Genomic DNA, 14,174 nt, shown 5'->3' with positions numbered 1-14,174 from the left:
CATGAATTTCAAAATTATTGCTTTCCATTAGAATGATGACTGACACAATTTTAAAGTAAGTTAAAAACTTCTATTTTGCTCCAATATGTTCTCCACCTCCGAGCCATTCTCCTGTCATATGCCAAACCTCATAATAATAAAGCCAAAGAGCTGCCCAAGGAATAATCGTCTCAGATAATAAGTCCGAGCTCGTAAACTCACCATACTTAGGCCTATATAAACATAAACTATCGTCAGAATATATATGCGGAATTTTATCCCCTTTAAAATTTTTAACTAAAGTGGGATTAGAAATTTTAATTATTGGTTTTCCTTTTAAGACGTAATCAAGTTCAAAACTATACTGAACACTTCTAGATGTGGGACAAAGCACACCATTAACTTTCAAACTATTATGCCCAGAAAAAACAACATTAAAATTTGGAAAGTGACTTCTTAATGAGCTTATCTGAGCCGCTATTGATTTAGGTCTCTTAAAATTAAATATTTTTTTCAATTTCCAAAAAAAGTATTAGGTTTGATATTAGTAGTGTGTTCAGATAATTTATTAGAAAGAGTTCCTAAACTAGCACCAACACTTAATTTATCACTTTTACGATAATTTTCAATTTGATTTCCTTGACGAATTTGTGCTGCTGAAAATACTTCACTACCAAATAGTTTTGTTAAAATTGACCCCTCAACCAAAACCCCATTATCAAGTTTTAATTTTTGCCATTCGTCACGGAGATGTTTAGCAAAGCTTTTGAAAGCATCATAATATTCTGGTTCAGATTCCCATTTATCGGTAAAATCCTCTTTATTATTTACAGGATTCACCACTTTCATTCGACTTTCTAAAGAACTTGTATGTAATTCAATTGCCTTAACAATATTCTCAACTGTTTCAAAAATACTTTCTTCTCCATTGTAATAGATTCCAGCAATTGTAGTTAAGATTATACTTGAAGTTTTATAATCATTATTTTCGCTAAAATAAATATCTCTATATCTTTTAATCAATTGTACCGCTCGTTGTAAAGGCTTCTTATACTTGAAATTATCAGTGGGAAGATTTTCTGCACGAAGAGCTTTTTCTAAAATACTGCTTGATGCTAGATTTGCTTTCGATTTGAACCAATCAGCATACCCCCTAGGATTAGTACTTACCCAGTGCCCTAAATCGCGATCTGGAATCTTTAACGTGTTATCATCCCAATTATATTCTTGAATACCAGGTAGAATATCCATATGATAATCTCCCGCATAATTAAGTCTAATACACCTGTTTTTAAGCTCTACTTGCTGCTTATATCGTTCATGCTCATTCAACCTTCTTTTTAGTTCAGTATAAATCTTTTCTGGTGTATGAGGTGTGCCATGAGCTAAATGTAAAGCCACATCCAAATCAAATTCGTCTTTTCCATATGGCTTAACCGTAGTCAAAATTCTAACTGAACCATGTGGATAAAGGTCATAGTTATAAGGTTTAAAAAACAGTTCATCACTTTCAATCCAGTTTTTCAGCGCCTCATAACTACTTTTCATTCTGTCATACCTAGTATCATCAAGCTGAAGACTTTCTGCCATTTTATCAAGCAAATCGTCTAGCTGTGCAGTTTTGTTTGTGGTAAATATCATCTTGGTAAAATTTTAAATGAGTGTGGTAATATAGTTAAACCGTTTATTGAACCATTTCTTATTTCATCAGGCGTCACAAAAATAATTTGATCTGAATTTTTCATTTCCGCTATAGCATTTTTTTGAGCTTCTGTATCAGGTCTAAGTTCATATATTTCAGCGTAACGAAACTCATCAATAGGAAAAGCTCTTGCAGGAAATATTCCCTCACAATGTTTACCAACAAATACATATTTTACATGTTTAAATAAATCTGAGCTTAAAATACCAGGCTCGACTAACTCTTCATAAAATTCACGCCAAGGATCAACTTCGCGGTTTTTACGACTCTCAAACCATTTTAGAAATTTCCCTAAATTTTTTCTTTTATTTATTCTTATTCTCAGATCACTATCAGTATCTTCATCACGTTCAACATAATTGCACGGCTCAATACCAAGTTTATCAAAACATTCTCGATTTTCTTCCTTAAAATATTTAAAAGCACCACCAATTGGTTGATATCCAATTCGATCTTTTTTATGTCTCTTTATTAAAGCATATTTGCCATTTACCTCTATTCGGAATAAATATGCTACAGTCACCCTAACTTCTTTATTTGGTTTTATGAATAATGTTTTTATAATATTCCATTTCTTTCTATTCTCTACTAAAAAAACTAACAAATCTACAACTACAGCCACAAGAAAACCGATTGATATTTTTAAAATAGTATCTTTTGCTCCTCGATAAGTATCACTTAAGATAAAATAGATTGCAATACCAATAACTCCAAGTATAAAACTCACTTTTCCCTTCATTCTAAAAAATAAAAATTATTTTGTAAATCTACACTTAACTCCAAACAAAAACCAACATAACTCATAAATTGTTGATTATTTGATAAATTTGTTAATAAACTTTCCCGCTCTAAGAAGCGTTACCATCGCTGTGCGAAGTCTCCCGACTTCGTACATGTTCCAATTAACGACAAAGCAAAGTAAAAAACAATTAGAACGGAATATCGTTGCGGGTGCGAAGTCGGGAGACTTCGCAAACCTTGCAAATAATTATAAAGATAGAATCGTTTACTTTTTAGTCCCCAACAAATACAAAATCTTAGCAGGTCCAGATTTTACTTTTCCAACTTCCCAATTAAAACTTTCCTTATTTTCTAACTTAGAAATCAATTCGTTCATTTCTTCAACAGAATAGGTTCTTAAAGACGAAACTACGCCATCCCACAAAACCAAAATCGGTACAATGGGAATTAGATAAGTAAAAATGATTCTGCCAATTTTAAACGGTCTGATAAAAGGCGTCGTCAGCAAAACAGAAATCGGCGAAAAAATCATCGCCACAATACTTGAAACACTTCTTTCCTGCCCTTCAAAAATTGCTATTGAACTGTTGGTGTCAATAGCATTTTGCAGAATCTGCTGCGCATCTTTCGGTTTAAAATGATGAAAAGATAGAAATTGCGTTCGAAGTCCATTTAGGTTTTCGGGAACATTTCTGGCATCGACTGGTGTTTTTACAAAATCGAAATTATCAGCTTGTTTTTGCGTATGTTCGAATGCGGGAATATTGGGAAAATAATCCGTCAGCAAAATTTTTAAATCGGGATTGTTTTTTCGCAATTCGGCGTTGAGCCAAATTAGTCCGCCGCCTCCACCCGATGCAAGATCAATAATTTGATTGGTTTGGCTTTCTTTTAATCCTTTTTCGATTATAGGAACTATGCCTTTGTACATGGCAGTTTTATTAGACAGAAACTGTAAAAAATCAGTCATATAATTTCTAATAAACTCCGGAAGCCATTGTTGATCTTCAAACTCGAATAAATGAATTCTTGCCATAGCATTTTAGTTTTCAATTCCTTACAAATTTCAATAATTTTATTTAAATATTTCCTTACATTTATAAAAAGAAACGAAGAAGCATGGAAGGATTTTTTATAATACTATTAATGATGCAAATGCTATCTTATGGAATAGTAGATTATTACAAAATTAAATATGGTCGTTTTACTGTTCTGTCCATATTTCTAATGCTTTTTTTAATCGTTTTTCCTTTACGTTTTCAAATTGGTGAAGAAGAAGTAAAAAAATCTATTCTTTGTTTGTACAATGCCTTTGCCTACTTTGAAATTTATTGGAATATTGGCATGACATTAGTTCTATCTTCGCACTTCGTTTATTGTTATTTGATTAATAGAAAACTGAAAACTGCGTCATAATTTATTGAAACAAAAACTTAAGATATATAATTTGATTCGCCTTCAGCTTTAGCTGGAGGTTTTCTTTTTTAGATATATCGGGCTTTAGCCAAAAAATACAAAAGATTAGGCTAAAGCCATTTTCTACTATAACTTTGTCTCCCACAGCTAAAGCTGTAGGCAATTCATTTTTTTACTCTACAACATGATTACAAAAGCATTACTCGAAGATATTCCAGCATTAACCCTTTTAATCAACTCCGCTTACAGAGGCGAAACTTCTAAAAAAGGTTGGACAACAGAAGCGCATTTACTAGAAGGAAAAAGAACCGACGAACAGGAAATGAAGGAAATATTTCTGGATCCAAAAAATACGGTTCTAAAGTTTACTGAAAACAATAAAATTATCGGTTCGGTTCTATTGGTAGAAAAAGGACATCAATTGTATTTAGGAATGCTTACGGTTTCCCCAGAACTTCAAAACAGTGGAATCGGTAAAAAACTTTTAGCGGAAGCTGAAATTCATGCTGAATCTTTGGGAATATCGAGTATTATTATGACAGTTATTTCGGTTCGTGAGGAACTTATTGCGTGGTATAAACGTCATGGTTATGTGGATACGGGCGAACGTGAGGCTTTTCCTGAAAGTGAAATTCATGTTACGGTTTCTGCAGTTCCTTTGGAGTTTATTTATTTGGAGAAAAAGCTTTGAGAATTTAACCGCAAAGGACGCAAGGAATTACGCAAGGTTCGCAAAGATTTTTTTGACAAAGTTACCGTGTAGTTTGTCATTTCGACGAAGGAGACCCGAGCGATAGCGAACAGGCGAAGCAAATCTACACTAGAAACTCTGCAAAGCGAATCATCATCTTTGTCGATTTACGAGTGTGATTTCTCCTTCGTCGAAATGACAAGATTGGGGAAAAAATATTGTATTGTGTTAGACGCACAGCAGTGCGTCTCTACAGAAAACCTTTGTGCCTCTGAACCTATGTCCCTTTGAACCTCTTAAAGAACCAGTTCTTCAAATAGTCTCTGAATCGTTTTCTCCAAATCCAGACATAAACCCGGATGAGGCCTTGAAGTTTGAATTGCCGAACTTCTAATGGCTGTTAACCAGCGAAAACGCTCTGGAATTTCAAATTCGGCGATTGGACCGCCGTCTTTTGCTCCGTTTGCTATTTTTACTAATGAAGTTAAATTGCATTCTAGCTGTTCGATGTCGAAATCGGCAGAAAGGGCTTCTATTCTTTCTTTATTCAAATGAAAAAGAACCTTTATAAATTTGGCTTTTTTGCAAAACAAAATGATTCCGATATTCAGGAATTCTTCGCGCTCTACCCTTGGCACAACACGAATCACAGCATATTCGTATAAGTGATTATCTTGCATTTTGAGCCTGATTTACAAAAATTTCTGAATTGGCTAATCTTGTCTTTAAAAATTGCAAATACACATTTCGCAATCCTTCTGGCGTTTCGTCTGCATCTTCCCATTGCAACCAGTCTAGCGGAATTGTATTGACAATTTCTTCTAAAATTTCTGGTTTCAAAATCGCTTTAAATTCGGCATCGACTTCTTTCAACATTGAAGCTTGTGGCAATAAAACGTGATCTTTTATCAACGCAAACGGACTTTTTGCATGTTGTTCCCAATTGTTCCAGGAATGATGAAAATACAAACACGCTCCATGATCAATCAGCCATAATTCTTTATGCCAAATTAGCATATTCGTGTTTCTGAAAGTTCTGTCTACGTTTGTGATATAAGCGTCTAGCCAAACAATCTGTGAAGCTAATTTTGCATCTACTGTTGTAACAGCCGGATCGAAAGTTATCGCGCCAGATAAAAAGTGAAGCGCTAAGTTTAATCCCTGACTTCCTTGTAATAAATCTTGAATTTCTTCGTCGGCTTCGGTTCTTCCGAAAGCTTCATCGAGGTTGGCGAAAACTAATTCTGGTAGTTGTAGTTTTAAAGCTTTTGCGATTTGTCCGCCTACTAATTCGGCAATTAGGGCTTTTACGCCATGTCCGGCACCTCTAAATTTTAAGACGTATTTAAAATCGTCGTCGGCTTCTGCTAGGGCTGGCAAGGAACCGCCTTCGCGTAATGGGGTTATATAACGGGTAACGTTTACCGTTCTGAGATCGAAGTTGTTTTTCATTTTTTTAAAGATTCTAAGATGCTAAGAAACTGAGTTGCTAAGTTTCTAATCTTTGACGTTACAAACTTACGATTTTTTGATTTTAGATTTTTTTATTGAAAAGTTTATCGTAACGCAAAGTTCGCAAAGGTTTTTCGCAAAGAGCGCTAAGTTTTTTTTAAGATTGCTTTGCTTTTTAAGATCGTAGAGCATATTCTCATTTTATGTCTTCCTGAGCGAAGTCGAAGGACCGCAAAGTTATTCCTCAACAGTTAATTTCTTTGCCTAACTACTTGTGATCCTTCGACTTCGCTCAGGAGGACAAAACGGTTCGCAAAAATTATCTAATTGGCACATTTCCTAATTATCTAATTCAAGAAAAGCTTTTCCAAGATATTTAATAATCGTTGAAGCTGTAAAAGATTCGTAACCAGTTTTAGGGAAAGCTAAATCTGCTGTTAAACCATGCAAATAAACTCCCATTTTGGATGCGTATTTGGGTTCGTAACCTTGTGCTAAAAGACTTGTGAGGATTCCGGTTAAGACATCGCCACTTCCTGCGGTTGCTAATGCTGCGTTTCCGCTTGTGTTTTCGTAAACTGAAGTTCTGTTTATGATGAATGTCGGGGCGCCTTTCATGACGACAATGACTTTGTACTTTTCTGAAAAAGCGATTGTTTTTTGAAATTTCTCTGATTCTGAATTCCATTTTCCAACTAGGCGTTCTAATTCTTTTGGATGCGGTGTTAAAATCGTGTCTTCGGGAACTAATTCCAACCAAGATAAATTTTCAGAAATGATATTTAAAGCATCGGCATCTAGAACCAAAGGTGCTTTGTTTATTCTTAAAAACTCAAATAAGGCTTTTTGCGTTCCGAGCTCCTTTCCTATTCCTGGACCAATTCCGACAGCTTGCGGAATTAGTGGTAAATGAATGTTGGTAATGAAATTGGTGTTTTCATCAGTTACGGTCATGACTTCGGGAATGGAAATTTGAAGGATTTGATAACCGCATTTAGGGATAAAAGTTGTTACGAGTCCGCACCCAGATTTTAGGCAGGATTTTGAAGCTAAAACTCCTGCTCCTATTTTGCCGTAACTTCCGGCAATAATCACTGCGTGACCTTGTGTTCCCTTGTGTGCTTTGGAATCTATTGGCTTGTATAATTTTAGAATTTCTTCTTTATTGATTAAATACGGTGATTTCATCTGAACGCTTTTATCAACTAAAGTTACATAAAATTTTGAAATCCCGATCGTTCTTTTGAAACCTAAACCTCTAGCCCTGATAGGAGCGGCATCCTTTTGCTTTTTTCTTTAAAAAGCAAAAGATATAGCGGATAGCAGGAAATAGCTCCTAATTATTGCGAAATTTATAATTTAAGACATCTTAATTAGATATTTTTTGAATAGATTTGCAAAACAATTTTATAAAACAACACAATGAAAAATACTGCGCTTACGCACATACATGAAGGTTTAGGAGCGAAAATGCTTCCTTTTGCGGGTTATAACATGCCTATTACTTATGAAGGGGTTAATGCTGAACATGAAACAGTTCGTAACGGCGTGGGCGTTTTTGATGTTTCGCATATGGGTGAATTTTTGTTAACGGGTCCAAATGCTTTGGCTTTGATTCAAAAAGTAACTTCAAACGATGCATCTACTTTGACAATTGGAAGAGCGCAATATTCTTGTCTTCCTAATAATGAAGGCGGAATTGTTGACGATTTGATTATTTATAAAATGAAAGAAGAGCAATATTTGCTAGTTGTAAATGCTTCGAATATTGAAAAAGACTGGAACTGGATTTCGTCTCACAATGATTTGGGAGTTGAAATGAGAAATCTTTCTGATGATTATTCTCTTTTAGCGATTCAAGGTCCAAAAGCGGTTGAAGCTATGCAGTCTTTGACTTCTGTTGATCTTTCTGCGATTACGTATTACCATTTTGAAGTGGGTGATTTTGCCGGAATCGAACATGTAATTATTTCTGCTACAGGATATACTGGCTCTGGCGGATTTGAAATTTACTGTAAAAATAATGAGGTAGAGCAAATCTGGAACAAGGTTTTTGAAGCTGGTGCTTCTTATGGTATTAAACCAATTGGTCTTGCTGCACGTGATACTTTGCGTTTGGAAATGGGATTCTGTCTTTACGGAAATGATATTAACGATACTACCTCTCCTCTTGAAGCTGGTTTAGGATGGATTACGAAATTTACTAAAGATTTCACTAATTCTGAAGCGCTTAAAAAACAAAAAGAAGCTGGTGTTACAAGAAAATTAGTAGCTTTTGAAATGCAGGAACGTGCTGTACCAAGACATGATTATGAAATTGTTGACGCTTCGGGAGAAGTTATAGGAATTGTAACGTCTGGAACTATGTCACCTTCTATGAATAAAGGTATTGGTTTAGGTTATGTTACAGTTGCCAATAGTGCCGTTGATAGTGATATTTTCATCAGAATCAGAAAAAATGATGTTGCTGCAAAAGTGGTAAAATTACCTTTTTATAAGAAATAGTTTTTCCAATTTATACTACAAGGAATGCATTACGTTTGTAATGCATTTTTTTTTGTCTTTAAATAAAAAAAGGGATTAATCTTTTTCAATTATCCGTTTAACCATGAAATGCTTTTAGTCGTCGATATTTCATTAAAAATACGGTCTTTTGTAAAAAAATTAGTGTAACTTTAATCATAAACATTGAATTTCGGTTTATGAAAAAGATTTCACTACTCCTTTTTTTGCTGACTTCAACTTTGATTTTTGGTCAGAACAACGCTGAAACTTGTGAAATAGTAAACAAAATAAATGTCCTAGTTCAAGCGGAACATTTTAGACCAAAACCTGTTGATGACAGTTTATCTGTTTTCGTTTTTGATAATCTCATTAACGAATTAGATCCTTCGCGCAATATTTTTCTTAAAAGCGAATATGATGAAATGGCTCAAAAATATCGTTACAACTTAGATGATCTAATTCTAAAAAACGACTGTAGTTTTCTTAACGATATCAAATCTAATTATGTAAATGGTCTTATACGAACTAAAAAAGTATTGGAAAAAATTCAGAATGTCCCGATTGATTACGCCAAAAAAGATACAATTCGATTTTATAAAAAATCTTTTTCCTTTTACTTAAAAAAAGAAGACATAGAAAAAGTCTGGATTAAAAAACTACGTTATCAAATACTAGATGATATTGCGGATATGAGTGACAATCTGGATTCTTTAAAAACCAATTTCAAATCTATTGAAGCTGTTGCAAAAAATAAGATTCTGACCAATGAAATCTGTCGTTTCACCACTTTATTAGATTCTAATACAAAACAGGAGGAGAAGTTTTATAATTTCTTCTGTACTTATTTTGATCCACATACGGCTTATTTTAGTGATGATTCTAAAAACAGTTTTATGGCTTCTTTATCTAAGGAGCATCTGTCTCTTGGGATGACTGTCAATTTAAACGAGAAAAATGAAATCATTATTGATGAGGTAGACCCAAACGGTCCGGCGTATCAGACGGGTCAAATAAAAAAAGGCGATCAGATTATTTCCATTTCTAATCAAAAAGAAACATTACAGGTCTCTTGTTCATCATTAGAATCTATTTCGACCATGATTTTATCGGAAACCAATAAGCACATCACTTTAACTTTAAAACGCAATTCTGGAAAAAGTTTTGATGTATATATTGAAAAACAAGTGATGAAAGACGAGGAAAACTCGGTTTTTAGTTTTATGATTGGTAAAGAAAGTAAAATTGGCTACATAAAAATTCCAAGTTTTTATGCCGATTTAGATGGAAACAGTAGAAAAGGCTGTGCCGACGATGTTGCACGCGAAATAATAAAGCTGGAAAGAGATAATATGAAGGGACTTGTTATCGATTTAATTGATAATGGAGGAGGTTCTATGGAAGAAGCTATAAAACTAGCAGGAATGTTTGTAGATTCTGGCCCAATTTCGATTGTAGTCGACAATAAAAAAGAAAAAGTGGTTATTCAGGATCCTATAAAAGGGGTAATTTACCGTGGTCCAATTGTAGTTTTAGTTAATAGCAATACGGCTTCTGCTAGTGAATTTTTTGCTTCGATCATGCAAGATTACAATCGCGCTTTACTATTAGGCAGCAATACGCTTGGCAAAGCAACAATGCAGACCATTCTTCCGCTTGACGAAGAAAAAAATACCGATTTCTTGAAAATCACAATTAATAAGTTTTATAGAATTACCGGAAAAAGTCATCAATTTGTAGGCGTAAAACCGGATGTGGTTTTGCCTGAATTTTACGAAGATATTTACCAGAAAGAAAGTGATTTTCCGACCGCTATGAAAAATGACAGCATCGAGCCCTTTCTGAAATACAGAACTTATGTAAAGCGTAATCTAATTGATAAAATTGCCAAAAATAGTACGGCAAGACTTGCAGACAATTATTTCTTTAATAATATCAAAAAAATCAATCTCAAAATTGATCAGTTGGTCAATACTCCAAAAGCGGAACTTCCTATGACCTTAGACGCTGTTTTTAAACAGAAAAAAACATTTGATGCGCTTTGGACGGAAATCAACACTTTTAATGATGAGAATAATCCTCTTGACGTTTACAATTCTAGTATCAATCAATTTCTATTAGGGGCTTATCCTACCGATAAAACGATTAATCAATATCAAATGGACAATCTTAAAACAAATCCATATCTAAATGAAGCCGTAAATATTATTAACGAATTTAATGGAGGGATAAAATAGTTTTGTTTCAGGTTTCAGGTTTCAGGTTTCAAGTTTCAAGTTTCAGGTTGAACTAAACTTGAAACTTTGCTCTGGCAAACCAACTTGAAACCTGAAACTTGAAACTCAAAAAACTTAAAAACATTCAATAAAAAAGAATTGTTTTGTTTTTGTAAAAATTAGGAAAACCTTATTTTTGCATCACAAAACTAAAAATTAGAAATGGGAAGAGCGTTCGAATTTAGAAAAGGAAGAAAAATGAAACGTTGGTCTGCAATGGCCAAAACATTTACCAGAATTGGTAAAGATATCGTAATGGCTGTTAAAGAAGGCGGACCAAACCCAGATGCCAATTCTAGATTAAGAGCTGTTATACAAAATGCGAAAGCCGCAAATATGCCTAAGGACAATGTGGAGCGCGCAATTAAAAACGCAAGTAACAAAGATACTGCCAACTATAAAGAGATTTTGTTTGAAGGATATGCACCTCACGGAATTGCAATCTTAATTGAAACGGCTTCTGACAACAATAACAGAACTGTAGCAAATATTCGTAGTTATTTCAACAAATGCAACGGTACAATGGGAACTCAAGGTTCTGTTGAATTTATGTTTGATCACACTTGCAACTTCAGAATCGCTAATAACGGACTTGACGCTGAGGAATTGGAACTAGAATTAATCGATTTTGGTGCTGAGGAAGTTTTTGAAGACGAAGACGGAATCTTAATCTATGCTCCTTTTGGTAGCTTTGGTGCAATCCAAAAAGAATTAGAGAACAGAGGTCTTGAAATCTTATCTTCTGGTTTTGAGCGTATTCCACAAATTACAAAAGAATTAACAGAAGCTCAAATTGCTGATGTTGAAAAACTAATAGAAAAAATCGAAGAAGATGATGACGTTATGAACGTTTATCATACTATGCAAGAATCATAGTTTTTTCTTTATTGAATATACAAAAGCTCTGGATTTTCTAGAGCTTTTTTGTTTTTATGAACTTTAACTTTTTAAATTCAATAAAAAAATTATATTTGCTGATATCAGAAATAAATTAATTTAAAACCTACATTTATGCAGTCCTCAAAATTTATGAAATTTGCTGTAATAGCACTTGTAATCTTATTTATTGTAATTAGTGTTATTAGCTAATAAAAAGCCTTCTGAAATTCAGAAGGCTTTTTATTTATAACTATTTTTTGGTACCTGAATTGGTTACTTTAATTAAATAAGTTCCATCAGGCAAATCGCCAATATTAATGGTGTTAGTTTCCATAATTCTTTTCCCCTCAGAGTAGACTTCAATGTTTTTTGCACCTTTATTTGTTTCAGCAGATGCTGCAACAACTGGAGCTACTGTTTTTGCAGGAGCAGGAGTAGCTTTTTTAGCAGTATTAGAAACCGGTGTGGTTTGTGCGACTGCGACAGTTGCAGGTTTTGAACTATTATAAGCCTCTAACACTTGTTCGTCTGTCATAGCAACACTATACAACTTAAAATCATCAATATCAGCATTTATTGTCGTTGTTGTATTTAATTTTCCAAGACTTAAAATATAACCTTTTGCAGAACGCTGAATGCCTTCTACAACCTTTAATAATTCTCCATTTCGGTAGATTTTCGAAATATTTCCATCATAAGTTACACTGTACATATACCAGGTATCTTTTGCAAGCGGAACATTCGCTACCACATTATTTGCATCTCCCCATCCAACCAAACTTACATCAGAATTACCTGCTACTGCCGGCTGTTGTAATAATGCAAAATATTGTCCATTAACGGGAGCTCCATAATTAAAAATATAATTAGCTGTATTTACAGCATTAAATTTTATCCAAAGAGAAATTGTTTTGGGCTTATTACCTTGCGGAAGTTCACCCACAACGGCCTGAAGAGCTTTATTTGTGAGTCGCAAAGCTCCTTTTGGAACACCTAAACGGTCATTTACATAAGTTGGAGTGCCTAAAAAAGAAATTGTATTATCAGCACTACTTAAATTTCCGTTGAAATTAAATTCCTGCACAGGATTTTGTGCATTTGCATTTAAAAAACTTACAAACATTAAAGTGAGTAATATTTTTTTCATATTTATAGCTTTTATCAGGATAAATGGATTTTATTGGGCAAATAGCATTAATATAAAATTTCATAATGCGTATTTGCGTTTCCAAATTTCACTTTATTATTTTCATATTTTTTGTTAAAACTATAATTTTAATTCAGCATCACCAAACAATTCCTACACATAAATATCGAATTCTCACAAAAAATAATCTACACGCCTTATAACGATGTTTTATAAAAATATTTAAAATTTTCAGACCAGTACAATCAAAAAAGTCTTCAGAATTTTCTGAAGACTTTTCTTTTACTATTCAAAAAACTTGATTGCTTGCGCAATAAAAACTAATATTTAAAAATTAAGTAAAGCTATTATTTGGAAGTTATTTTTTTAGATGGACCGCTGCTAATTTTCAACAAGTAAGTTCCTTCTGGAAGATCATTAATATTCATTGCATTTCCTCCTACCAATTTTTGTCCTTGCGAATAGATCTCAACATTCTTAGTAGTGTTTACATCACTTGAAGTTATAATTGCTCCACTCGTTTGTTTTACTACTTTCCCCTTTACTACAGTTGCTTTTTGCTCAATTGAAGCTGTAGACACCGGAAGTACAGGTTTTTCTTTTTCATACAAATCTTTAACTTGGTCTGGCGTCATGGCGTAATCATAAATTTTTAGATCATCAATATCAGCATTAATTCCAATTGTGGTATTGATCTCGCCTAATCTAAAAACATTTCCATTTGTAGACCTTGCCATACCTTCAAGATATTTCAATAGTTTTCCGTCACGGTATATTCTGGAAGTTACACCCTCATATGTAATGGTATAATTGTACCACACATACTTTTCAAGCGGCGTAGAGACGATAACGTCATTAGAAGCTCCCCAAGCTGCCAAACTCAAATCTGAGTTAGAAGTAGCCGTTCCTTGTTGCAATATGCCACAATATTGTGCATTATATGCATTTCCGTAGCCCCAGATATAATTTGCACTAGCAATATCATTAAACTTTACCCAGATACTAATTGTTCTTGCGGCTCTTCCTTGTGGAAGATTATCGATTACAGCTTCAAGAGCTTTATTATTTAATCGTTGAGCTCCTTTTACAACTCCTGCCCTATCGGTAACAAAATTGTCGGACCCCATAAATGAGATTGTATTTGCGGTATTGTTTAAAGTACCATTAAAGTTAAATTCCTGAATTGGTGTTTGTGCATTAACATTCAAATAACATACAAACAATAATGTAAGTAGTGATTTTTTCATAATAGTTAGATTTTGGGATTAAACAACTTTGGTTATTTTAACACTGCTAAACTAGATTATTATGAATTTCGACGAAAAAAATTCCGACAACTTACCTAAATACTCGTTAAAATAACAAATGATAATGATTTTTATCGTCAAA

The 14,174-nt window shown here is 33.7% G+C and carries 13 protein-coding genes; 4 read left to right on the top strand and 9 right to left on the bottom strand.

What is annotated here, in order from left to right; genetic code table 11:
* Nucleotides 1–70: 70 nt before the first annotated feature.
* The 4 genes from K6T82_RS08155 to K6T82_RS08140 form a co-directional block, all read right to left on the bottom strand.
* Nucleotides 71–496 carry a type II CBASS E2 protein gene (locus K6T82_RS08155; RefSeq protein ID WP_223705439.1) on the bottom strand — a complete coding sequence of 142 codons (426 nt, stop codon included), beginning with the start codon at nt 494–496 and terminating at the stop codon, nt 71–73.
* Nucleotides 493–1,620, bottom strand: coding sequence for a nucleotidyltransferase domain-containing protein (locus K6T82_RS08150; protein ID WP_223705438.1), 1,128 nt, complete (start codon nt 1,618–1,620; stop codon nt 493–495). The genes K6T82_RS08155 and K6T82_RS08150 overlap by 4 nt, the downstream gene beginning before the upstream one ends.
* Nucleotides 1,617–2,420: an SMODS-associated NUDIX domain-containing protein gene (locus tag K6T82_RS08145; protein ID WP_223705437.1), complete on the bottom strand. Its 804-nt coding sequence runs from the start codon at nt 2,418–2,420 to the stop codon at nt 1,617–1,619. The genes K6T82_RS08150 and K6T82_RS08145 overlap by 4 nt, the downstream gene beginning before the upstream one ends.
* A 267-nt stretch (nt 2,421–2,687) precedes the next feature.
* On the bottom strand, nt 2,688–3,458 hold the full coding sequence (locus K6T82_RS08140) for a hypothetical protein (protein WP_223705436.1): 771 nt from the start codon (nt 3,456–3,458) through the stop codon (nt 2,688–2,690).
* 564 nt (nt 3,459–4,022) lie between these two features.
* Here K6T82_RS08140 and K6T82_RS08135 point away from each other — a divergent pair.
* The gene (locus K6T82_RS08135; RefSeq protein ID WP_223705435.1) at nt 4,023–4,529 is read left to right on the top strand and encodes a GNAT family N-acetyltransferase; all 507 of its coding nucleotides are present in this window, start codon (nt 4,023–4,025) and stop codon (nt 4,527–4,529) included.
* 296 nt (nt 4,530–4,825) lie between these two features.
* Here the strand turns inward: K6T82_RS08135 and K6T82_RS08130 are convergent, their stop codons facing one another.
* The 3 genes from K6T82_RS08130 to K6T82_RS08120 form a co-directional block, all read right to left on the bottom strand.
* Nucleotides 4,826–5,209 carry a DUF3037 domain-containing protein gene (locus tag K6T82_RS08130; RefSeq protein ID WP_223705434.1) on the bottom strand — a complete coding sequence of 128 codons (384 nt, stop codon included), beginning with the start codon at nt 5,207–5,209 and terminating at the stop codon, nt 4,826–4,828.
* On the bottom strand, nt 5,199–5,981 hold the full coding sequence (locus K6T82_RS08125) for a HipA family kinase (RefSeq protein ID WP_223705433.1): 783 nt from the start codon (nt 5,979–5,981) through the stop codon (nt 5,199–5,201). Before K6T82_RS08125 ends, K6T82_RS08130 begins: the two co-directional genes overlap by 11 nt.
* A gap of 339 nt (nt 5,982–6,320) precedes the next feature.
* Nucleotides 6,321–7,169 carry an NAD(P)H-hydrate dehydratase gene (locus K6T82_RS08120; protein WP_223705432.1) on the bottom strand — a complete coding sequence of 283 codons (849 nt, stop codon included), beginning with the start codon at nt 7,167–7,169 and terminating at the stop codon, nt 6,321–6,323.
* A 234-nt stretch (nt 7,170–7,403) separates the two neighbouring features.
* Here K6T82_RS08120 and gcvT point away from each other — a divergent pair, with 234 nt between their 5' ends.
* The 3 genes from gcvT to K6T82_RS08105 all read left to right on the top strand — a co-directional run bounded on the left by gcvT (nt 7,404) and on the right by K6T82_RS08105 (nt 11,635).
* On the top strand, nt 7,404–8,486 hold the full coding sequence (gcvT, locus tag K6T82_RS08115) for a glycine cleavage system aminomethyltransferase GcvT (RefSeq protein WP_223705431.1): 1,083 nt from the start codon (nt 7,404–7,406) through the stop codon (nt 8,484–8,486).
* 197 nt (nt 8,487–8,683) lie between these two features.
* Complete coding sequence (locus K6T82_RS08110; RefSeq protein ID WP_223705430.1) at nt 8,684–10,720, top strand: S41 family peptidase; 2,037 nt, start codon at nt 8,684–8,686, stop codon at nt 10,718–10,720.
* A gap of 201 nt (nt 10,721–10,921) precedes the next feature.
* Nucleotides 10,922–11,635 (top strand): YebC/PmpR family DNA-binding transcriptional regulator, encoded by a 714-nt coding sequence (locus tag K6T82_RS08105; RefSeq protein ID WP_184164613.1) that lies wholly within the window; start codon nt 10,922–10,924, stop codon nt 11,633–11,635.
* Nucleotides 11,636–11,888: 253 nt separating this feature from the next.
* On the opposite strand, the gene K6T82_RS08100 is transcribed toward K6T82_RS08105, so the two are convergent.
* Nucleotides 11,889–12,785, bottom strand: a complete 897-nt coding sequence (locus K6T82_RS08100; protein WP_223705429.1) for a LamG domain-containing protein — start codon at nt 12,783–12,785, stop codon at nt 11,889–11,891.
* Between the two features lie 347 nt (nt 12,786–13,132).
* Nucleotides 13,133–14,032 carry a LamG domain-containing protein gene (locus K6T82_RS08095; RefSeq protein WP_223705428.1) on the bottom strand — a complete coding sequence of 300 codons (900 nt, stop codon included), beginning with the start codon at nt 14,030–14,032 and terminating at the stop codon, nt 13,133–13,135.
* Between the last annotated feature and the right edge of the window lie 142 nt (nt 14,033–14,174).

The sequence above is a fragment of the Flavobacterium potami genome (assembly GCF_020026915.1).
Classification (GTDB): domain Bacteria; phylum Bacteroidota; class Bacteroidia; order Flavobacteriales; family Flavobacteriaceae; genus Flavobacterium; species Flavobacterium potami.
The sequence above is the reverse complement of the archived record's forward strand: the minus strand, read 5'-3'. Positions and strand labels throughout refer to the sequence as shown.

Bases quoted from the DNA above. Each gene is read 5' to 3' on its own strand.
- K6T82_RS08140 (WP_223705436.1), bottom strand. From the start codon at position 3,458: ATGGCAAGAATTCATTTATTCGAGTTTGAAGATCAACAATGGCTTCCG.
- K6T82_RS08135 (WP_223705435.1), top strand. From the start codon at position 4,023: ATGATTACAAAAGCATTACTCGAAGATATTCCAGCATTAACCCTTTTA.
- K6T82_RS08145 (WP_223705437.1), bottom strand. From the start codon at position 2,420: ATGAAGGGAAAAGTGAGTTTTATACTTGGAGTTATTGGTATTGCAATC.
- K6T82_RS08150 (WP_223705438.1), bottom strand. From the start codon at position 1,620: ATGATATTTACCACAAACAAAACTGCACAGCTAGACGATTTGCTTGAT.
- K6T82_RS08120 (WP_223705432.1), bottom strand. From the start codon at position 7,169: ATGAAATCACCGTATTTAATCAATAAAGAAGAAATTCTAAAATTATAC.
- K6T82_RS08110 (WP_223705430.1), top strand. From the start codon at position 8,684: ATGAAAAAGATTTCACTACTCCTTTTTTTGCTGACTTCAACTTTGATT.
- K6T82_RS08105 (WP_184164613.1), top strand. From the start codon at position 10,922: ATGGGAAGAGCGTTCGAATTTAGAAAAGGAAGAAAAATGAAACGTTGG.
- gcvT (WP_223705431.1), top strand. From the start codon at position 7,404: ATGAAAAATACTGCGCTTACGCACATACATGAAGGTTTAGGAGCGAAA.
- K6T82_RS08095 (WP_223705428.1), bottom strand. From the start codon at position 14,032: ATGAAAAAATCACTACTTACATTATTGTTTGTATGTTATTTGAATGTT.
- K6T82_RS08130 (WP_223705434.1), bottom strand. From the start codon at position 5,209: ATGCAAGATAATCACTTATACGAATATGCTGTGATTCGTGTTGTGCCA.
- K6T82_RS08100 (WP_223705429.1), bottom strand. From the start codon at position 12,785: ATGAAAAAAATATTACTCACTTTAATGTTTGTAAGTTTTTTAAATGCA.
- K6T82_RS08125 (WP_223705433.1), bottom strand. From the start codon at position 5,981: ATGAAAAACAACTTCGATCTCAGAACGGTAAACGTTACCCGTTATATA.